Genomic DNA, 20,050 nt, shown 5'->3' with positions numbered 1-20,050 from the left:
GCGAGTGTTCCTTTTCAGGAGACTCCGATGTCCGTTGAGCACGCTGCGGTACAACGCGCCGATTTCGACCAGGTAATGGTTCCCAACTACGCGCCTGCCGCTTTCATTCCGGTGCGTGGCGCCGGTTCCCGGGTCTGGGATCAGGCCGGTCGCGAGCTGATCGACTTCGCCGGCGGGATTGCCGTCAACGTATTGGGCCACGCGCACCCGGCGCTGGTCGGTGCCTTGACCGAGCAGGCCAACAAGCTCTGGCACGTGTCCAACGTTTTTACCAACGAACCGGCCCTGCGCCTGGCGCACAAGCTGATCGACGCGACATTCGCCGAGCGTGCGTTCTTCTGCAATTCCGGCGCCGAAGCCAACGAGGCCGCATTCAAGCTGGCCCGTCGCGTCGCGTTCGACCGTTTCGGCAGCGAGAAGTACGAAATCATCGCCGCGCTGAACAGTTTCCACGGCCGTACCCTGTTCACCGTCAACGTCGGTGGCCAGTCGAAGTACTCCGACGGTTTCGGTCCGAAAATCACCGGCATCACCCACGTTCCCTACAATGACCTCGAAGCGCTGAAAGCTGCGGTGTCCGACAAGACCTGTGCGGTCGTGCTCGAACCGATCCAGGGCGAGGGCGGCGTGCTGCCGGCCGAACTGGCTTACCTGCAAGGCGCCCGTGAATTGTGCGACGCGCACAACGCGCTGCTGGTGTTCGACGAAGTGCAGACCGGCATGGGCCGCAGCGGCAAGCTGTTTGCCTACCAGCATTACGGCGTGACCCCGGACATCCTCACCAGCGCCAAGAGCCTGGGCGGCGGTTTCCCGATCGCGGCGATGCTCACCACTGAAGCGCTGGCCAAGCATCTGGTGGTCGGCACTCACGGCACTACATACGGCGGCAACCCGCTGGCCTGTGCAGTGGCGGAAGCGGTAATCGATGTAGTCAACACGCCAGAAGTGTTGAGCGGTGTGAACGCCAAGCACGACAAGTTCAAGTCGCGCCTGGAGCAGATCGGTGCGAAATACGGCCTGTTCACCCAGGTGCGTGGCCTCGGTCTGCTGATCGGCTGCGTGCTCAACGATGCCTGGAAAGGCAAGGCCAAGGACATCTTCAACGCCGCTGAAAAAGAAGGTCTGATGATCCTGCAGGCCGGCCCGGACGTGATCCGTTTCGCCCCGAGCCTGGTGGTCGAAGACGCCGATATCGATGCCGGTCTGGACCGCTTCGAACGCGCTGCTGCTGCACTGACGCAAGCCTGATGGACCCATCGACGCCTGAGCATCGTTCAAGCGTCGAACCAATTTTCGATACCGGGCGAGTTTCCAATGTGGGAGCGAGCCTGCTCGCGAAGAGGGAGTGTCAGTCGCCAACTATGCTGACTGATATATCGCTTTCGCGAGCAGGCTCGCTCCCACAGTGTCCGGTGTTTTTTTCTGTGAATTGATAAGAGAAAAGGAGTGACACCATGCTGGTGATGCGCCCCGCGCAAATGGCTGATCTGGGCGAGGTACAGCGTCTGGCTGCGGACAGCCCGATTGGTGTCACTTCCTTGCCGGATGACGTGGAACGTCTGAGCGACAAGATCGCCGCGAGCGAAGCGTCGTTTGCCGCCGAAGTGAGCTTCAACGGTGAGGAAAGCTATTTCTTCGTCCTCGAAGATTCCGCCACCGGCAAGCTGGTCGGTTGCTCCGCCATCGTCGCCTCGGCCGGTTATTCGGAGCCGTTCTACAGCTTCCGCAACGAGACCTTCGTGCACGCCTCGCGCGAGCTGAAGATCCACAACAAGATCCACGTGCTCTCGCAGTGCCACGACCTGACCGGCAACAGCTTGCTGACCAGTTTCTACGTGCAGCGCGAGCTGGTCGGGTCGCCGTGGGCCGAGCTCAATTCCCGTGGTCGTCTATTGTTCGTCGCCAGCCACCCGGAGCGTTTTGCCGATTCGGTGGTGACCGAGATCGTCGGTTACAGCGACGAGAATGGCGACTCGCCATTTTGGGATGCCATCGGGCGCAACTTCTTCGACCTCAACTACGCCGAAGCCGAACGCCTGTGCGGGCTGAAAAGCCGCACGTTCCTCGCCGAGCTGATGCCGCATTACCCGATCTACGTGCCGTTGCTGCCGGACTCCGCGCAAGAAGCGATGGGCCAGGTGCACCCGCGGGCGCAGATCACTTTCGACATCCTGATGCGCGAAGGCTTCGAGACCGATCACTACATCGACATTTTCGACGGTGGCCCGACCCTGCATGCGCGGGTTTCCGGGATCCGCTCGATCGCCCAGAGCCGTGTGGTGCCGGTAAAGATCGGTGAGCCGGTCAAAGGCGCCGGGCGCCAGTATCTGGTGGCCAACGCGCAGTTGCAGGATTACCGCGCAGTGTTGCTCGAGCTGGATTACGCGCCGGGCAAACCGGTGACTCTGGATCTGGAAGCGGCCGAAGCCCTAGGCGTCGGTGAAGGTGCCAGCGTGCGCCTGGTGGCGGTTTAACGCCTTAGCGAGTTTCACGGGTGGCGCAAGCGGCCCGTTTGAGGAGATAGCATGATTGTTCGTCCCGTACGCAGCAGCGATTTATCCGCGCTGATCGATCTGGCCCGCAGCACCGGTACCGGCCTCACCACCTTGCCGGCCAACGAAGAACGTCTGGCCCACCGGGTCGGCTGGGCAGAGAAGACCTTTCGCGGCGAAGCCGGCCGTGGCGATGCGGACTACCTGTTCGTGCTCGAAGACGACAACGGTCGTGTGGTGGGGATTTCCGCCATCGCTGGCGCGGTCGGTCTGCGTGAGCCTTGGTACAACTTCCGCGTCGGCCTGACCGTCAGCGCCTCGCAGGAACTGAACATTTATCGCGAGATTCCGACGCTGTTCCTGGCCAACGACCTGACTGGCAACTCCGAGCTGTGCTCGCTGTTCCTGCACGCCGATTACCGCAGCGGTCTCAATGGCCGCATGCTGTCCAAGGCGCGCATGCTGTTCATCGCCGAATTCCCGGAGCTGTTCGGCAACAAGATCATCGCCGAGATGCGCGGTGTATCCGATGACGCCGGGCGCTCGCCGTTCTGGGAAAGCCTGGGCCGGCACTTCTTCAAGATGGAATTCAGCCAGGCTGATTACCTGACCGGCGTCGGTAACAAGGCGTTCATTGCCGAATTGATGCCGAAATTCCCGCTGTACACCTGCTTCCTCTCGCCGGATGCGCGCAACGTGATCGGCCAGGTCCACCCGGACACCGAGCCGGCGCTGGCGATGCTCAAGGGGGAAGGTTTCAGCTATCAAGGTTACGTCGACATCTTCGACGCCGGCCCGGCGATCGAATGCGAAACCGGCAAGATCCGCGCGGTGCGTGACAGCGAAGCGCTGGTGCTGGCCGTCGGCACGCCGGGCGACGACGCCACGCCGTTCATCATCCATAACCGCAAACGCGAAGACTGCCGCATCACCGCGGCGCCAGCGCGTCTGGCCGCCGGCACGCTGGTGGTCGATCCGCGGACCGCCAAACGTCTTCAACTCAGCGCCGGCGATCAGGTTCGCGCCGTGGCGTTGTCCGCTGCACGGGAGTCGAAACAATGAATTCGCTATACATCGCAGGTGAGTGGCTGGCCGGTCAGGGCGAGGCCTTTCAATCGCTGAACCCGGTGACCCAGCAAGTGCTGTGGTCGGGCGAGGGCGCCACGACGGCTCAGGTCGAATCCGCCGTGCAGGCCGCACGTCAGGCCTTTCCGGGCTGGGCGCGGCGTTCGCTGGACGAGCGCATCAGCGTGCTTGAGGCGTTTGCCGCCGCGCTGAAAAACCATTCTGACGAACTGGCCCGTACCATCGGTGAAGAAACCGGCAAACCGTTGTGGGAAGCCGCGACCGAAGTCACCAGCATGGTCAACAAGATTGCCATCTCGGTGCAGAGCTACCGTGAGCGCACCGGCGAGAAGAGCGGCCCGCTGGGCGACGCCACCGCTGTGTTGCGCCACAAGCCGCACGGCGTGGTCGCGGTGTTCGGCCCATACAACTTCCCCGGCCACCTGCCCAACGGCCATATCGTACCGGCGCTGCTGGCGGGTAACAGCGTGCTGTTCAAGCCGAGCGAACTGACGCCGAAAGTCGCCGAGCTGACGGTCAAGTGCTGGATCGAAGCCGGTCTGCCGGCCGGTGTGTTGAACCTGCTGCAAGGCGCGCGGGAAACCGGCATTGCGCTGGCGGCGAATCCGGGCATCGATGGTCTGTTCTTCACCGGTTCGAGCCGCACCGGCAACCATCTGCATCAGCAGTTTGCCGGTCGCCCGGACAAGATCCTGGCGCTGGAAATGGGCGGCAACAATCCGCTGGTGGTCGACGAAGTTGCCGATCTCGATGCTGCGGTTTACACAATCATTCAGTCGGCGTTCATCTCTGCCGGCCAGCGTTGCACCTGCGCGCGCCGTTTGCTGGTGCCGCAAGGCGCGTGGGGCGACAGCCTGCTCAAGCGTCTGGTGGAAGTCAGCGCGACCATCGAAGTCGGTGCGTTCGATCAGCAGCCGGCGCCGTTCATGGGCTCGGTGGTTTCCCTCGGCGCGGCAAAAGCGCTGATGGATGCACAGGAACAATTGCTGGCCAACGGCGCGGTGGCGCTGCTGGAAATGACTCAGCCGCAAGCGCAGTCGGCATTGCTGACGCCGGGCATTGTCGACGTCACTGCAGTCTCCGAGCGCCCGGATGAAGAGCTGTTCGGGCCGTTGCTGCAAGTGATCCGCTATGTCGATTTCGAAGCCGCCATCGTCGAAGCCAACAACACCGCCTACGGTCTGGCCGCGGGCCTGCTGTCGGATTCCGAAGCGCGTTACCAGCAGTTCTGGCTGGAAAGCCGCGCCGGCATCGTCAACTGGAACAAACAACTGACCGGCGCTGCGAGCAGCGCGCCGTTCGGCGGCGTCGGTGCCTCGGGCAACCATCGCGCCAGCGCCTACTACGCCGCGGATTACTGCGCGTACCCGGTGGCGTCGCTGGAAACCCCGAGCCTGGTGATGCCTGCTTCCCTGACACCCGGCGTGAAAATGGCGTGATGCCCATTCGCGAGCAGGCTCGCTCCCACACTGGAATGCATTTCCCTGTGGGAGCGAGCCTGCTCGCAAAGGCCGCGCATCGGTCGCACTGAACAGTTACTGAAGCCTATAACAACAGATTCACGTGGAGCCTCGCTGATGAAATCCTACGAAGTCAATTTTGACGGTCTAGTGGGGCCGACCCATAACTACGGTGGTCTGTCCTACGGCAACGTTGCCTCCCAAAGCAACAGCCAGCAATCCTCCAGCCCGAAAGAAGCGGCGCTGCAAGGCCTGGCAAAAATGAAAGCGCTGATGGAAATGGGCTTCCAGCAAGGCGTACTGGCACCGCAGGAACGTCCGGACGTGGCCGCACTGCGCCGTCTGGGTTTCAGCGGCACTGACGCGCAAGTGATCGAGCGCGCCGCCAAAGAAGCCATGCCGTTGCTGGTCGCCAGTTGCTCGGCGTCGAGCATGTGGGTGGCCAACGCCGCCACGGTCAGCCCGAGCGCCGACACCGCTGACGGTCGCGTGCATTTCACTGCCGCCAACCTCAACTGCAAATACCACCGCAGCATCGAACACCCGACTACCAGTCGCGTGCTCGGGGCCATGTTCGCCAATCAGCAGCACTTCGCCCATCACGCCGCTTTGCCGGCGGTCGCGCAGTTCGGCGACGAAGGCGCGGCCAACCACACGCGTTTCTGTTGTGAATATGGTGAGGCGGGCGTCGAGTTCTTCGTGTTCGGCCGCAGCGCGTTCGACAACCGTTACCCGGCGCCGCAAAAGTACCCGGCGCGGCAGACCCTCGAAGCTTCGCAAGCCGTGGCGCGTCTGCACGGTCTGCGCGAAGACGGCGTGGTCTACGCCCAGCAGAATCCCAATGTGATCGATCAGGGCGTGTTCCATAACGACGTGATCGCCGTGGGCAACGGCGAAGTGCTGTTCTATCACGAGGACGCGTTCCTCGAGACCGAACAGATGCTCGCCGAGCTGGAAAGCAAACTGGCCAAGGTCGGTGGCAAGTTCCAGTCGGTGTGTGTGCCGCGTTCGGCGGTCACCGTCGATGACGCGGTGCGCTCGTACCTGTTCAACAGCCAGTTGCTGTCGCGCCCTGACGGTTCGATGCTGCTGATCGTGCCGCAAGAGTGCCAGGCCAACGAGCGCGTCTGGGCGTATCTGCAAAGCCTGACCAGCTCCGGCGGTCTGATTCGCGAAGTGAAAGTCTTCGACCTCAAGCAGAGCATGCAGAACGGCGGCGGCCCAGCGTGCCTGCGCTTGCGCGTGGCACTCAACGAAACGGAACTGGCGGCGGTCAACTCAGGGGTTATCATGACGCCACCGTTGTACGGTTCGTTGACCGCATGGGTTGAAAAGCACTATCGCGACCGCCTCAGCGAAAGCGATCTGGCGGACCCGCAGTTGTTGCTTGAATGCCGGACGGCACTGGATGAACTGACGCAAATCCTTAAACTGGGCGCGGTTTATCCCTTCCAGATCAATTGATCGCTGGCGTGCCGCTTGAACGCGGCGCGCGGCAGGTCACCCAAGAGAGTAAAAACATGAGCGATTCCCTGCAGCTGATCCTTGAAGACACCGACGGCACGCAACTGCAAACCTCGTGCACCCGCGTCGCGGTCATGTGGCAAGGCAAAGAGCTGTGGATCCAGCAGGACGGCCGCGGCCAGTTGCTGATCGGCGTTGACGTCGAAGAAGGTGACGAAGAGTACGCCAACCTGCTGTTGCGCCCATTGGCGACTAATCTGGTAAGTCTGCAGCTGGAAATGGAACCGGCTGACCTCGGCGCTGACGAGGATCACGTACACGGCCCGGATTGCAACCACGACCACTAAGGAAACCGCTCTATGCTCGCCCTCGGCAAACTGCTTGAACTGACCCTCGCCGGCCGCGAACCGGCGGAGAAGACTCAACTGACTGTCGAAGGCGTGCGCATGCGCTGGTTGAGCGAAGGGGCGCTGGAAGTCCGGCCCCCGGAAGCGCGCGACAATGGCCTGGACCTGCTGCTGTCGGCAGGCATCCACGGCAACGAAACCGCACCGATCGAGTTGCTCGACCGGTTGCTGCACGACATCGCTCGCGGCGATCTGAAGCCGCGCGCACGCATTCTTTTCCTGTTCGGTAATCCCGAGGCGATGCGCAAAGGCGAGCGCTTCATCGAGCAGGACGTCAATCGGCTGTTCAACGGCCGGCATGAACAAAGCAGTGGCAGCGAAGCGTTGCGTGCCTGCGAGCTGGAACGCCTGGCGGCGAGTTTTTTCAGCAAACCCGAGCGCCAGCGTTTGCACTACGACCTGCACACGGCGATTCGCGGTTCGAAGATCGAACAATTTGCGCTGTATCCGTGGAAGGAAGGGCGCCAGCATTCACGCCTTGAACTGGCGCGCCTGCGCGCAGCCGGGATGGAAGCCGTGCTGCTGCAGAACAAGCCTTCGATCGTGTTCAGTTCCTATACCTACGACAAGCTTGATGCCGAGGCTTTCACCCTCGAGCTGGGCAAGGCGCGGCCGTTCGGACACAACGAAGGCGTCAACGTGTCACTGCTGGAAACTCGCCTGAAGCAGATCATTGAAGGAACCGAGCCGGAGACGGCGCAAGCGGGGCTCGACGGCTTGCAGTTGTTCAGCGTCGCCCGGGAAATCATCAAGCACAGCGACGCGTTCCGCCTGAATCTACCGGCGGACATCGAAAACTTTTCCGAGTTGGAACCGGGTTATGTGCTGGCCGAGGATCTGGCCGATACCCGCTGGGTCATCGAGGAGCCAGGCGCGCGGATCATCTTCCCCAACCCGAAGGTCAAGAACGGCCTGCGTGCCGGCATCCTGATCGTCCCGACCACTGACGAAAACCTCGCCTGATTTTCCGGCCAACACACACTACTGTGGGAGCGCCCCGGCTGGCGAAGGCTCCCTGCCCCCCAACAGGCGGGGGGCTGACACCCCGCTTTCGCGAGCAGGCTCGCTCCCACAAATGAATCTGAGTGGGGTTTGAATTCCCCACTCAGCCTGGTGGAATCAAACCGCTACCGCATGCGGCTCGGTACGGCGCAATGCGCGAACCTTGCGCAGCGTATCCGCACATGTCCGCGCCGCTTCCTGCCCCTTGTGCACAAAATGCTCAAAGAAGAATTTCTGATGCTCTTCGCCCGAATGGAAGTGATGCGGCGTCAGTGACACCGAGAACACCGGCACTTCGGTTTCCAGCTGCACCTGCATCAGGCCGCTGACCACTGATTGAGCAACGAACTCGTGGCGGTAGATGCCGCCGTCCACCACCAGGGCTGCTGCGACGATGCCGGCATAACGACCGGTCCTGGCCAGCAGTTTGGCGTGCAGAGGCATTTCAAAAGCGCCGCCGACTTCGAAGAAATCGATGTCGGATTCCTGATAACCCTGGGCAAGCATTTCAGAGACGAAGCCTTTTCGGCTCTGGTCGACGATTTCCTTGTGCCAGCAGGCCTGGATAAACGCGACGCGCTCGCCGTGCGGGTGTTTGCTTTTGCTGTCGATAGCAGTGGGTTGCATGTTCTGACTCCTGTTTGTGTGAAAAACAGGGCGTTATGAATCGAAAGGGATGCCTGGGTGCGCACACGCACAACGACGCGCGGACGGCCTTTGGCTTTTGATCCCGTTCTCTCTTCATCCGGACTATGACCGTCGGCCCCGGAATCACACCGGGTCTGCTGACCTTGCCGCCGACCACCGCCATTGCCGTGTTCGCCGCCAAGCGCTCGCGGGCTATGCGCATTGCGCGCAATTACCGCCGGTGGGGAATTGCACCCCGCCCTGAGAACGTTTGTGCCGCCCAATGTCGGGCAGCGCGCAGTTTGTAACACATATTTTTCGCTCCTGCACAGACCCCTGTGGGAGCGAGCCTGCTCGCGAAAGCGGTTTCACATCCAACAGAGATGCTGACTGTTACACCGCTCTCGCGAGCAGGCTCGCTCCCACATGGGTTATGCCTACTCAACGAAAAACTGCATTTTCTTGGCGCAAGGCTTGATTAATCGGCGCCATGACCGCAGTAATCCCACTTCACAAAGGGATTCTCCCTGCTGACCAGAGGCCAGGTTCATGAGCGTTATCGATCTTCGCAGCGACACCGTCACCCAACCGACTCCCGCCATGCTCGACGCCATGCTGGCGGCGGACACCGGTGACGACGTGTACGGCGAAGACCCGACGGTCAACCGTCTGGAAGCCGAACTGGCCAGCCGCCTCGGTTTTGCAGCCGCGCTGTTCGTGCCGACCGGGACCATGAGCAACCTGCTCGGGTTGATGGCGCACTGCGAGCGCGGCGACGAATACGTCGTCGGCCAGCAGGCGCACACCTATAAGTACGAGGGCGGTGGCGCGGCGGTGCTCGGTTCGATCCAGCCGCAGCCGCTGGAAGTGCAGGCTGATGGTTCGCTCGATCTGGAGCAGGTCGCGGCGGCGATCAAACCGGACGACTTCCACTTTGCCCGCACGCGCTTGCTGGCGCTGGAAAACACCATGCAAGGCAAAGTGCTGCCGTTGGAGTATCTGGCCCGGGCGCGACGCTTCACTCAGCAGCATGGCCTGCAATTGCACCTGGACGGCGCGCGCCTTTACAACGCGGCGGTCAAATTGGGTGTCGATGCGCGGGAAATCACTCAGTACTTCGATTCGGTCTCGGTGTGCCTGTCCAAAGGCCTCGGTGCTCCGGTCGGCTCGGTGCTGTGCGGTACCGAACAACTGATCGACAAGGCCCGGCGCTTGCGCAAAATGGTCGGCGGCGGCATGCGCCAGGCCGGCGTGCTGGCAGCGGCGGGGCTGTACGCGCTGGATCACCACGTCGGGCGGCTGGCCGATGATCACGCCAACGCGCAACAGCTGGCCGAGGGTCTGCGTGAGGCCGGTTTCGTCGTCGAACCCGTGCAAACCAATATGGTTTATGTGCAAATGGGCGACAGGGCCGAGGCGCTCAAGGCCTTCGCGGCCGAGCGCGGAATCAAGCTCAGCGCCGCGGCGCGTTTGCGCATGGTCACGCACATGGACGTCAGCCGTGCGCAAATCGAGCAAGTGATCGCGACATTCGTCGAGTTTTCACGCAAGTGACAGCGTTAGCCGTCCAATTGACCGTTTCTATCGTATAAACACGCTGTACCCCGCGCGCAGTGCCGATATAATGCGGCCCTTTGCCGTCGCTTCGTCTCTAGACGTTTCGAACAGGCCTTTGGCCGCAGCCTCCGTGGAAGAACCTAATGAAAAGCGCAGAAATCCGTGAAGCCTTCCTTCGCTTCTTCGAAGAGCAAGGCCACACCCGTGTAGCCTCCAGCTCTTTGATTCCGGGCAACGACCCAACCCTGCTGTTCACCAACGCGGGGATGAACCAGTTCAAGGATTGCTTCCTGGGCCAGGAAAAACGTGCCTACACCCGTGCGACCAGCAGCCAGAAGTGCGTGCGCGCCGGGGGCAAGAACAGTGACCTGGAAAACGTCGGTTATACCGCCCGTCACCACACATTCTTCGAAATGCTCGGTAACTTCAGCTTCGGCGATTACTTCAAGCACGACGCGATCACCTTTGCCTGGACCTTCCTGACCGGCGTGCTGAAGCTGCCGAAGGAAAAACTCTGGGTCACCGTCTACGCCACCGACGACGAAGCGTATGACATCTGGACGCAAAAAATCGGCGTGCCGGCCGAGCGCATGATCCGCATTGGCGACAACAAAGGCGCGCCGTACGCGTCCGACAACTTCTGGACCATGGGTGACACCGGCCCGTGCGGCCCGTGCACCGAGATTTTCTACGATCACGGCGAGCACATCTGGGGTGGCCCGCCGGGCTCGCCGGAAGAAGATGGCGACCGTTACATCGAAATCTGGAACAACGTGTTCATGCAATTCAACCGCACCGCCGATGGCGTGTTGCATCCGTTGCCAGCGCCGTCGGTCGACACCGGCATGGGCCTGGAGCGGATCAGTGCGGTGATGCAGCACGTCAACTCCAACTACGACATCGACCTGTTCAAGAACCTGCTGAAGGCTTCGGCTGAAGCGATCGGTTGCGAAAACGGTGATCAGTCTTCGCTCAAAGTGGTGTCTGACCACATCCGTTCCTGCGGCTTCCTGATTGCCGACGGCGTGCTGCCGTCCAACGAAGGCCGTGGTTACGTGCTGCGCCGGATCATCCGTCGCGCCTGCCGTCACGGCAACAAGCTCGGCGCCACCGGCAGCTTCTTCTACAAGATCGTCGCGGCGCTGGTTGCCGAGATGGGTGAAGCATTCCCGGAGCTGAAGAAACAGCAGAGCAACATCGAGCGCGTGCTCAAGGCTGAAGAAGAGCAGTTCTCCAAGACGCTGGAGCACGGCCTGAAGATTCTCGAGCAGGATCTGGCCGAGCTCAAAGGCACCGTGGTGCCGGGCGACGTGGTGTTCAAGCTCTACGACACCTACGGCTTCCCGATGGACCTGACCGCTGACATCGCCCGCGAACGCGGCCTGACTGTCGATGAAGTCGGGTTCGAGCGTGAAATGGAAGCCCAGCGCGTGCGCGCGCGTTCCGCCAGCTCGTTCGGTCTGGACTACAACACGCTGGTCAAGGTTGACGTCGCCACAGAATTTACCGGTTACGCCGCCACCAGCGGTTCGGCCAAGATCGTTGCTATCTATAAGGACGGCCAGTCGGTCGACGTGCTGAGCGAAGGCGAAGAGGCGGTGATCGTTCTCAACCAGACGCCGTTCTACGCTGAATCCGGTGGCCAGATCGGTGACTGCGGTTTCATTCAGGCCGGCAGCAGCCGTTTCGACGTGCGCGACACCACCAAGACCGGCGGTGCGTTTCTGCATCACGGTGTGCTGGCGTCCGGCAGCCTGACCATTGGTGCACCGGTGGAAACTCACGTCGACGCCGAAGTGCGTCACGCCACTGCGTTGAACCACTCGGCCACCCACTTGCTGCATGCGGCATTGCGTCAGGTGTTGGGTGAGCACGTGCAGCAGAAAGGTTCGTTGGTCGATAGCCAGCGCCTGCGTTTCGACTTCAGCCACTTCGAAGCGATCAAGCCGGAACAGATCAAGCAGCTGGAAGACATCGTCAACGCCGAGATCCGCAAGAACTCTGCGGTTGAGACCGAAGAAACCGACATCGAGACCGCGAAGAACAAAGGCGCCATGGCGCTGTTTGGCGAGAAATACGGTGACAGTGTGCGCGTGCTGAGCATGGGCGGTGATTTTTCCGTCGAACTGTGCGGCGGTATCCACGCCAACCGTACCGGCGACATCGGCCTGCTGAAAATCATCAGCGAAGGCGGTGTGGCTTCGGGCGTGCGTCGTATCGAAGCGGTCACCGGTGCCGCGGCGCTGGCGTACCTCAATGCCGCGGAAGAACAACTCAAGGAAGCGGCCAGCCTGGTCAAGGGCAGCCGTGACAATCTGATCGACAAGTTGTCGGCTGTGCTCGAACGCAACCGTCTGCTGGAGAAACAACTCGAGCAGTTGCAGGCCAAGGCAGCCAGTGCCGCGGGCGACGATCTGTCGGCCTCGGCAGTGGACGTCAAGGACGTGAAGGTTCTGGCCGCACGTCTCGACGGTCAGGACGGCAAGGCGCTGCTGGCGCTGGTCGATCAGCTGAAAAACAAACTCGGTCGCGCAGTGATCCTGCTCGGCGGTGTCCATGAGGAAAAGGTCGTACTGGTTGCAGGCGTAACCAAGGACCTGACTGGCCAACTCAAAGCCGGTGATTTGATGAAGCAGGCTGCTGCGGCAGTGGGCGGGAAGGGCGGTGGTCGTCCGGACATGGCGCAGGGCGGCGGTGTCGACGCCGGCGCGCTGGATGGCGCACTGGCGCTGACCGTTCCATTCGTCGAGCAGGGTTTATAAGACGGTTCGCCCGGCGCGCAGTCTAGTGGCGCGCAGGGCGGCTGTTCGATTGATTATTGGGCGCCCTTCATGGGCAGAGGCGGCTTTGAAATGGCTTTGATCGTACAGAAATTTGGAGGCACCTCGGTCGGCACTGTCGAGAGAATCGAGCAGGTCGCCGACAAGGTTAAGAAATTCCGTGATGCCGGCGATGACCTGGTGGTCGTGCTGTCGGCAATGAGCGGCGAAACCAACCGTCTGATCGATCTGGCCAAGCAAATCAGTGGCGAGACGCAACCGGTTCCGCGTGAGCTGGACGTAATCGTTTCTACCGGTGAGCAGGTGACGATTGCCCTGTTGGCCATGGCGCTGATCAAGCGCGGTGTGCCAGCGGTGTCGTACACCGGTAATCAGGTGCGGATCCTGACAGACAGTGCGCACAATAAAGCGCGTATCTTGCAGATTGATGACCAGAAGATTCGTGGCGATCTGAAAGCCGGTCGCGTGGTTGTGGTCGCGGGTTTCCAGGGCGTCGACGAGCACGGCAACATCACCACCCTCGGTCGTGGCGGTTCCGACACCACTGGCGTGGCCCTGGCGGCTGCGCTGAAGGCTGACGAATGCCAGATCTACACCGACGTCGATGGTGTCTACACCACCGATCCGCGTGTGGTGCCGGTCGCTCAGCGTCTGGACAAGATCACGTTCGAAGAGATGCTGGAAATGGCCAGCCTCGGTTCCAAGGTGTTGCAGATCCGTGCGGTGGAATTCGCCGGCAAGTACAACGTTCCGCTGCGCGTACTGCACAGCTTCAAAGAGGGTCCGGGCACCCTCATTACTATCGATGAAGAGGAAACCATGGAACAGCCGATCATTTCCGGCATCGCTTTCAACCGCGATGAAGCCAAGCTGACCATCCGTGGCGTGCCAGACACCCCGGGTGTGGCGTTCAAGATTCTCGGCCCGATCAGTGCCGCGAACATCGAAGTCGACATGATCGTGCAGAACGTTGCGCACGATAACACCACCGACTTTACCTTCACCGTACACCGCAACGACTACCAGGCCGCACAGACCGTGCTGGAAAACACCGCTCGCGAGATCGGTGCCCGTGAAGTGGTTGGCGACACGAAGATTGCCAAGGTCTCGATCGTTGGCGTGGGCATGCGTTCTCACGCAGGCGTTGCCAGCCGCATGTTCGAATCGCTGGCCAAGGAAAGCATCAACATCCAGATGATCTCGACGTCGGAAATCAAGGTTTCCGTGGTGATCGAAGAGAAGTACCTGGAACTGGCTGTGCGCGCCCTGCACACGGCTTTCGAACTGGATGCTCCGGCCCGTCAGGGCGAGTAATTCCGTTTCTTGAGGGGCGCGGTCTGACCGCGCCCTTTATTTTTGAATGGCGTGAGCCCTGAACTGTTCTTTTGCTCGCGCTGGTCAATACTCAGGCATGTAGGGCTACGATCGCTCCGGTTGTAGGTCGGGTGCCTTTTTTTTGCAGACTGTTGTCCCTGAAAGAATTGCGTGAGGAGAAAGGTATGCTGATTCTGACTCGTCGGTGCGCAGAAAGCCTGATTATCGGTGATGGCGAAATCACCGTGACCGTGCTCGGCGTTAAAGGAAACCAGGTGCGCATCGGCGTCAACGCGCCGAAAGAGGTTGCAGTGCACCGTGAGGAAATTTACCTGCGTATAAAGAAAGAGAAGGACGAAGAACCAAGCCATTAATTTTTATCGATTTTTATGTTTGCAAACGGGGAAAAGGTTGGTTAAGATACGCCCCGTGTTGCGGAGAGCTGGCCGAGTGGCCGAAGGCGCTCCCCTGCTAAGGGAGTACACCTCAAAAGGGTGTCGGGGGTTCGAATCCCCCGTTCTCCGCCATTATTTGCTTAGTACGTTGTAATCTGGCTTTTTCGGTAAGTGATTGAATTTACTAGAAAAAGTGGTTGGAATAGAGATTAGACGGGCTATAATGCGGCGCAACAAATGCACTCGTAGCTCAGCTGGATAGAGTACTCGGCTACGAACCGAGCGGTCACAGGTTCGAATCCTGTCGAGTGCACCATTTAAGAGTTAGTTGCAGCGATGCAGGTAACTTGGATTCAACCAGATGTGAGCTGGTCTAAAAACACAAATGCACTCGTAGCTCAGCTGGATAGAGTACTCGGCTACGAACCGAGCGGTCACAGGTTCGAATCCTGTCGAGTGCACCATTTAAGAGTTAGTTGCAGAAATGCGGGTAACTTGGCTTCATCCAGTTGTGGTCTGGGCTAAAAACACAAATTGCACTCGTAGCTCAGCTGGATAGAGTACTCGGCTACGAACCGAGCGGTCACAGGTTCGAATCCTGTCGAGTGCACCATATACCAAAAAGCCCGCGTTTAACGCGGGCTTTTTGCTGTCCGCGATTTGGCTTTTGCCTTCACGCATCCTCTCTCGTCAAAATCGATCTGAGCACTGCGGCCTCGCTTGAGGTCGTAACGATACTGGGTGCTCGATGTTCTGATGCTCACCTTGTCCGGCTTGCCCAATGCGCTTTCCACGTCCTGCTGGTTCATGCCGGCGGTGACGCGCCGGTTAATGATCGCTTCGCGTCGTTGCCTGTTATTGATCAGATTTCCGCAGGCGTCTTCAGCATGACCAATCACGCCCGGCTCTCGCCTCATGGCCTTCAGTTCGGTCATGCGTTCGTGGTTGTGTTCCGGCAGCAATACAACCGATCCGGGCGAGTAGGGGTGTACTTTCTGCATTGAGCGCTGCTCACCCTGCGCACAACTCATTGAAGTGAACGTGACGCTGCCATCGCTGGCCTCACAACGATGAAGCGAGATAGGCGCTGCGCTGGATGGCAGACAAAGCAGGCAGGCGGGCAGTAGAAAAGCGTAGGGTTTGAACTGCATTTGATGTCCTCCATGACGATCTTCCTTCAAGGGTAGTCGCTACATTTTCGGCTGCCGGTGTGTTTTCTTTTCAGAATAAGTCGTCGCAGTTGCAGGGTTCAGGACAGCGCTCAGAATTGTTTCGCAAGCGCTTGTTTCGGCCGTGATTTTTTAACGTTTTAAACCGTCAAGCGGTGTATCATTGCGCCCGTCAGCCCCGCCGGGGCTTATGGAAAACTTCCATGGACTTACCCAGTAGTTACTCAGTACCCCGTTTCACCAATCATGAATTGACTGATTGATCCTTCCGGCGTGCCCCGCTGCTGGGAGTGGAGTTCGCCTATGTCTGAAATCGAAGTAAAGAAAACTCAAGAAAGCCTGCAGGATCGCCTGGCTCAGGTGGTCGAGCTGCTGCAGCGCCAGCGTGTCGTCGAAGACCTGACCCATCGTCAGGAAGGTCCGCATCACGACCGCGTCGAAAACCTGGTTCACCGGCAGAACCTCGTCGAGTTGCAACGCAAGCTCGATGATCTGCACTCCGCCGACGTCGCCTATATTCTCGAAGCCCTGCCGCTGGACGATCGTCTGACGCTCTGGCAATTGGTCAAGGCTGACCGCGACGGCGACATTCTGCTTGAAGTATCAGATTCCGTTCGTGAAACGCTGATCGCCGACATGGACGATCACGAGTTGCTCGCGGCTGCCAAGGACATGGACGCCGACGAACTCGCTGACCTGGCTTCCGAGCTGCCGCGAGACGTCGTTCATGAGCTGATGGAGAGCCTCGATAATCAGCAGCGTGAGCGCGTGCGTTCAGCCCTGTCCTACGACGAGGACCAGGTCGGTGCATTGATGGACTTCGAAATGGTGACCATCCGTGAGGATGTCAGTCTCGAAGTGGTACTGCGCTATCTGCGTCGCCTGAAAGAACTGCCTGGGCATACCGACAAGCTGTTCGTGGTCGATTACGACGGCGTGCTCAAAGGCGTGCTGCCGATCAAGCGTCTGCTGGTCAACGATCCGGAAAAACAGGTCGCCGAAGTCATGGCCAGTGATCCGGTGAGCTTTCACCCGGATGAAGACGCCTATGATGCGGCGCAAGCGTTCGAGCGTTACGACTTGATCTCGGCGCCGGTGGTCGACAAGAACGGCAAGTTGATTGGTCGTCTGACCATCGACGAGATGGTCGACCTGATTCGTGAGGAGAGCGAAAGCGAAGTTCTTAATATGGCGGGTCTGCGCGAAGAGGAAGATATCTTCGCTTCCGTCTGGAAGTCGCTGCGCAACCGCTGGGCCTGGTTGGCCGTCAATCTGATCACCGCGTTTGTCGCATCGCGGGTGATCGGTCTTTTCGAAGGTTCGATCGAGAAGTTGGTAGCGCTCGCCGCGTTGATGCCGATCGTCGCCGGCATCGGGGGCAACTCCGGTAATCAGACGATTACCATGATCGTGCGCGCAATGGCGCTCGATCAGGTCAGCACCGGCAATACGTCGCGGTTGATGCGCAAAGAGCTTGCGGTAGGACTGATCAATGGCCTGGTCTGGGGCGGGGTGATCGGTGTGGTGGCTTATCTGCTTTACGGCAGTTGGTCTCTGGGCGTGGTAATGACCGCCGCAATGACACTCAACCTGCTGTTGGCAGCGCTGATGGGTGTATTGATTCCGATGACGCTGGCGAAGATGGGCCGGGATCCGGCGATGGGGGCCAGTGTGATGATCACTGCCATGACCGACAGCGGTGGTTTCTTCATCTTCCTGGGTTTAGCGACAATCTTCCTGCTTTAAGTGATTGCACTGAAACTACCCGCCAGTCTGGCGGGTTTTTTTTGCCTGTAAAACGCAAATTTCGGGCAAAAAAAAGCCAGCTATCAAAGCTGGCTTGAGATGTTCGTGTTGCTCAGGACGCGTCTGCGGCCATTTCTGCATCGTGTGCAATCAACGAAACCAGTGCGTTCTGCTGACGGTGTGACAACTGACGGAAGCGTTGCAACAGCTCGCGCTCGTGCAACGACAGCTCCGGGCTGTCCAGGCGCATGCTCAGCTCTTCGCCCAGTGCGCCTTCCTGAATAAGACTCTGCTCAAGACGCGCAATGATCTCGGAGTTCATGCTGCGATGATGATTGCGAGCCACCTCGGCAATGCGTTCACGCATTCCGTCTGGCAGACGTACGACGAATTTGTCAGCCGTACGGCTGGAATAAATTGCCTGTTTCAATGGGCGCATATATTTAACCGGTTAGTTCAGGGGAGCGGTTCTCGGGATTGGCCGCAGGATGTGTGGTAGGACAAGCATCCGCGCCAAATGGTTCAACCTGAATTGTTAAGAGGCCGGCATCATGCCTCAAAATTGCCAGATCATTGGCGCCAATTCTGTGACAAATATTGAGCCGGGTAAAGGCGTAATGCCAGCACCAATCATCAGAAATGCGGACTGGTCGGAAATCTTTGCCTATGTCCCATGCTCTGCCTGGGTGTCATCGACTTCCATGGATGCTCAAGGGCGCCAGAAGGTGCATGCTAAGCATCTGCGCATCCTTGTTACCTACCTTTACAGGATAGTGGCAAATTGCCGATTTACTAGTGGCGGGCATCCGCAGAGGGCGTTTAAGGGATGGATGGCAAGCTTATTTATTTGATGGGCCCGTCCGGCTCAGGCAAAGACAGTCTGATTGAGGCTGCTCGCCAACCATTGCGTGCGTTGAATTGCGAAGTCATGCGCCGAGTGATTACCCGGTCCGCCGAGTCGGTGGGGGAGGAGGCCGTTGGAGTGACACCCGATGAGTTCGACCAGCGCGAGCGCGCCGGCGATTTTGCGTTGGCTTGGCGCGCCAATGGTTTGTCCTATGGCATTCCTGTGGAAATGGACCAACGCTTGAGCGCCGGTCAACAGGTCTTGGTTAATGGTTCGCGAGCCAACCTGCGCCAGGCGATGGCGCGCTACCCGAAGCTTGTAGCGGTTATGTTGACGGTCGAAGATGAGATGTTGCGCGAGCGCCTGCTCAAGCGTGGTCGTGAAACACTTGAGCAGATCGATCAGAGGTTGGGTCGTAATGCGCAGTTCAAGGACAGAAGGTCGAGTGATGGGCCGCTGCACCTCATCGACAACTCCGGCAGTCTGGCGGATGCCGTGAATCAACTTTTGGCTTTGGTTGCGCTCAGCGCAAAACCGGATCAAATTTGATTTTGCGCCCGGCAGCCAATGCCAATACAAACAACACCGCAAAAATGCCGCAGCCAACCAGCGGCAGGCTGAGATCGGTGTCCTCGAACAGCGAAAAATGCACGGCGCCGCTCAACAGGGCGAGGATCAGCAATCCCGCAGCTGACTTGGACATCATTTTGTACTCCTGAAGATATTCAAAAAACCAGTCGTTCGGAGGCTGTCGCCGGAAGTGACCGCTCGGAATCGCTCACGGCTCTTGGCGCGCCCTGATTGCTTAACACCGCGAGTTGAGGCGCCTTTTGTACCTGCAAGTAATGCGGTACGCGTTGAGCCACTGATTCGGATGCTTTGCGCTCGGGGATAAACTGCGAACCGACCAAAACCGCCAAAGCAATTGCATTTGCAAGCAAAAGGGTGCTGTTCATGGGGCTGGGCTCCGAATGTTCTTTTATAGAACAGGCAAAGCACTCGCCGTGCCAACAGTCTATCGGCTGTTAAATCCTTTAAAAACAACCATTTGTGCGATTTTGAACGAGGATGCTGATTGCAATCTGCAATGGCGGCGTTTTTAAGGTCGTGCAAAATGCAGGTAACTCTTCCCGCAAGTGGGTGGGCAGGGGCCTACACTTAAAAAGCCGCGGGGATGACATGACAAATCAGGGTTCGGCCGTTAACATGCACGCCGTCCGTTACGCAGCGCCTGCTGCGGCTTACCTGTGTCTCAGTAGCTCAATTGGATAGAGCATCCCCCTCCTAAGGGGAAGGTTGGCAGTTCGAACCTGCCCTGGGACACCATTTATACCGAGTTCCCTCCTTTAGATAGCTGCTCATCCCGAATGGGGTGGCTTTTGGCTGCCCGTTTTCAGGCATCAGCGGGCTGACCTCTAGGATCGCTTCTATATAAGGCGGGTAGTGAAGCGAGAATTCGCTAAAAGCGAAATTAACGGTTGACGGCAGATCTCAGGTGTCTATAATTCGCCCCACTTCCGGCGCAGCCGAAACGGAAACTCCTTGAGATTCAACGAGTTATGTAGGTTTCGGCAGTAGGCGGCTTCAGTTCATCGAAGCCCGAAAGGAAGTTGAAAAAGAGGTGTTGACAGCAGCGTGTAACGCTGTAGAATTCGCCTCCCGCTGACGAGAGATCGGAAGCGCAAGTGGTTGAAGTTGTTGAAG

18 protein-coding genes, 5 tRNA genes and 1 riboswitch are annotated in these 20,050 nt (G+C 59.3%); of the genes, 18 read left to right on the top strand and 5 right to left on the bottom strand.

The genetic code is table 11. The features are described 5' to 3' along the window. Positions 1 to 27: 27 nt before the first annotated feature. From ACGSLL_RS27370 to astE, 7 genes are all read left to right on the top strand, one after another. The gene (locus ACGSLL_RS27370) at positions 28 to 1,248 is read left to right on the top strand and encodes an aspartate aminotransferase family protein (RefSeq protein WP_394508572.1); all 1,221 of its coding nucleotides are present in this window, start codon (positions 28 to 30) and stop codon (positions 1,246 to 1,248) included. Positions 1,249 to 1,454: 206 nt separating this feature from the next. Continuing rightward, a complete protein-coding gene (aruF, locus tag ACGSLL_RS27365; RefSeq protein WP_059404897.1) occupies positions 1,455 to 2,474 on the top strand; it encodes an arginine/ornithine succinyltransferase subunit alpha in 1,020 nt (339 codons plus the stop codon). Positions 2,475 to 2,525: 51 nt separating this feature from the next. Beyond that, positions 2,526 to 3,554: an arginine N-succinyltransferase gene (astA, locus tag ACGSLL_RS27360; RefSeq protein WP_394508571.1), complete on the top strand. Its 1,029-nt coding sequence runs from the start codon at positions 2,526 to 2,528 to the stop codon at positions 3,552 to 3,554. Continuing rightward, entirely contained in the window at positions 3,551 to 5,017 is a 1,467-nt protein-coding gene (gene astD, locus ACGSLL_RS27355; RefSeq protein ID WP_394508570.1) for a succinylglutamate-semialdehyde dehydrogenase, read from the top strand. The genes astA and astD overlap by 4 nt, the downstream gene beginning before the upstream one ends. A 138-nt stretch (positions 5,018 to 5,155) precedes the next feature. After that, positions 5,156 to 6,502 carry an N-succinylarginine dihydrolase gene (astB, locus tag ACGSLL_RS27350; RefSeq protein WP_394508569.1) on the top strand — a complete coding sequence of 449 codons (1,347 nt, stop codon included), beginning with the start codon at positions 5,156 to 5,158 and terminating at the stop codon, positions 6,500 to 6,502. A gap of 56 nt (positions 6,503 to 6,558) precedes the next feature. Then, complete coding sequence (locus ACGSLL_RS27345) at positions 6,559 to 6,849, top strand: hypothetical protein (protein ID WP_016773591.1); 291 nt, start codon at positions 6,559 to 6,561, stop codon at positions 6,847 to 6,849. A 12-nt stretch (positions 6,850 to 6,861) separates the two neighbouring features. Continuing rightward, complete coding sequence (gene astE / locus ACGSLL_RS27340; protein WP_394508568.1) at positions 6,862 to 7,872, top strand: succinylglutamate desuccinylase; 1,011 nt, start codon at positions 6,862 to 6,864, stop codon at positions 7,870 to 7,872. A 156-nt stretch (positions 7,873 to 8,028) separates the two neighbouring features. On the opposite strand, the gene ACGSLL_RS27335 is transcribed toward astE, so the two are convergent. Continuing rightward, positions 8,029 to 8,538 carry a 6,7-dimethyl-8-ribityllumazine synthase gene (locus ACGSLL_RS27335; RefSeq protein ID WP_394508567.1) on the bottom strand — a complete coding sequence of 170 codons (510 nt, stop codon included), beginning with the start codon at positions 8,536 to 8,538 and terminating at the stop codon, positions 8,029 to 8,031. Positions 8,539 to 8,639: 101 nt separating this feature from the next. Then, positions 8,640 to 8,811: riboswitch (FMN riboswitch) on the bottom strand. Between the two features lie 276 nt (positions 8,812 to 9,087). On the opposite strand from ACGSLL_RS27335, the gene ltaE reads away from it, so the two are divergent. The 8 genes from ltaE (at position 9,088) to ACGSLL_RS27295 (ending at position 15,197) form a co-directional block, all read left to right on the top strand. Then, positions 9,088 to 10,092 (top strand): low-specificity L-threonine aldolase, encoded by a 1,005-nt coding sequence (ltaE, locus tag ACGSLL_RS27330; RefSeq protein WP_394508566.1) that lies wholly within the window; start codon positions 9,088 to 9,090, stop codon positions 10,090 to 10,092. 146 nt (positions 10,093 to 10,238) lie between these two features. Beyond that, positions 10,239 to 12,857 (top strand): alanine--tRNA ligase, encoded by a 2,619-nt coding sequence (alaS, locus tag ACGSLL_RS27325; RefSeq protein WP_208940126.1) that lies wholly within the window; start codon positions 10,239 to 10,241, stop codon positions 12,855 to 12,857. A 90-nt stretch (positions 12,858 to 12,947) separates the two neighbouring features. After that, a complete protein-coding gene (locus tag ACGSLL_RS27320) occupies positions 12,948 to 14,189 on the top strand; it encodes an aspartate kinase (RefSeq protein WP_093099222.1) in 1,242 nt (413 codons plus the stop codon). A gap of 185 nt (positions 14,190 to 14,374) precedes the next feature. After that, on the top strand, positions 14,375 to 14,563 hold the full coding sequence (gene csrA / locus ACGSLL_RS27315; RefSeq protein WP_002554426.1) for a carbon storage regulator CsrA: 189 nt from the start codon (positions 14,375 to 14,377) through the stop codon (positions 14,561 to 14,563). Positions 14,564 to 14,625: 62 nt separating this feature from the next. After that, positions 14,626 to 14,716 (top strand) — tRNA-Ser (locus ACGSLL_RS27310). 107 nt (positions 14,717 to 14,823) lie between these two features. After that, positions 14,824 to 14,900 (top strand) — tRNA-Arg (locus ACGSLL_RS27305). 71 nt (positions 14,901 to 14,971) lie between these two features. Next, positions 14,972 to 15,048: transfer RNA gene (locus ACGSLL_RS27300), tRNA-Arg, on the top strand. A 72-nt stretch (positions 15,049 to 15,120) separates the two neighbouring features. Then, positions 15,121 to 15,197: transfer RNA gene (locus tag ACGSLL_RS27295), tRNA-Arg, on the top strand. Between the two features lie 19 nt (positions 15,198 to 15,216). On the opposite strand, the gene ACGSLL_RS27290 is transcribed toward ACGSLL_RS27295, so the two are convergent. Continuing rightward, the gene (locus ACGSLL_RS27290; RefSeq protein ID WP_394508565.1) at positions 15,217 to 15,735 is read right to left on the bottom strand and encodes a cell envelope protein SmpA; all 519 of its coding nucleotides are present in this window, start codon (positions 15,733 to 15,735) and stop codon (positions 15,217 to 15,219) included. 321 nt (positions 15,736 to 16,056) lie between these two features. Between ACGSLL_RS27290 and mgtE the strand changes: the two genes are divergently transcribed. Then, positions 16,057 to 17,499: a magnesium transporter gene (mgtE, locus tag ACGSLL_RS27285; RefSeq protein ID WP_090285386.1), complete on the top strand. Its 1,443-nt coding sequence runs from the start codon at positions 16,057 to 16,059 to the stop codon at positions 17,497 to 17,499. A gap of 112 nt (positions 17,500 to 17,611) precedes the next feature. Here mgtE and ACGSLL_RS27280 read toward each other — a convergent pair whose 3' ends face one another. Next, positions 17,612 to 17,938: an Arc family DNA-binding protein gene (locus ACGSLL_RS27280; protein WP_003178899.1), complete on the bottom strand. Its 327-nt coding sequence runs from the start codon at positions 17,936 to 17,938 to the stop codon at positions 17,612 to 17,614. 387 nt (positions 17,939 to 18,325) lie between these two features. Here ACGSLL_RS27280 and phnN point away from each other — a divergent pair, with 387 nt between their 5' ends. Further along, a complete protein-coding gene (gene phnN / locus ACGSLL_RS27275; RefSeq protein ID WP_394508564.1) occupies positions 18,326 to 18,895 on the top strand; it encodes a phosphonate metabolism protein/1,5-bisphosphokinase (PRPP-forming) PhnN in 570 nt (189 codons plus the stop codon). On the opposite strand, the gene ACGSLL_RS27270 is transcribed toward phnN, so the two are convergent. Next, positions 18,870 to 19,049, bottom strand: a complete 180-nt coding sequence (locus ACGSLL_RS27270; protein WP_394508563.1) for a PA3371 family protein — start codon at positions 19,047 to 19,049, stop codon at positions 18,870 to 18,872. The genes phnN and ACGSLL_RS27270 overlap by 26 nt on opposite strands. 22 nt (positions 19,050 to 19,071) lie before the next feature. Then, a complete protein-coding gene (locus ACGSLL_RS27265) occupies positions 19,072 to 19,302 on the bottom strand; it encodes a hypothetical protein (protein ID WP_394508562.1) in 231 nt (76 codons plus the stop codon). 293 nt (positions 19,303 to 19,595) lie between these two features. On the opposite strand from ACGSLL_RS27265, the gene ACGSLL_RS27260 reads away from it, so the two are divergent. Continuing rightward, a tRNA-Arg gene (locus ACGSLL_RS27260) sits at positions 19,596 to 19,672 on the top strand. Positions 19,673 to 20,050 lie beyond the last annotated feature (378 nt).

The sequence above is a fragment of the Pseudomonas retamae genome (genome assembly GCF_043496865.1).
In the GTDB taxonomy this organism is placed as follows: Bacteria; Pseudomonadota; Gammaproteobacteria; order Pseudomonadales; family Pseudomonadaceae; genus Aquipseudomonas; species Aquipseudomonas retamae.
This window is presented reverse-complemented; position numbering and strand designations above follow the sequence as displayed.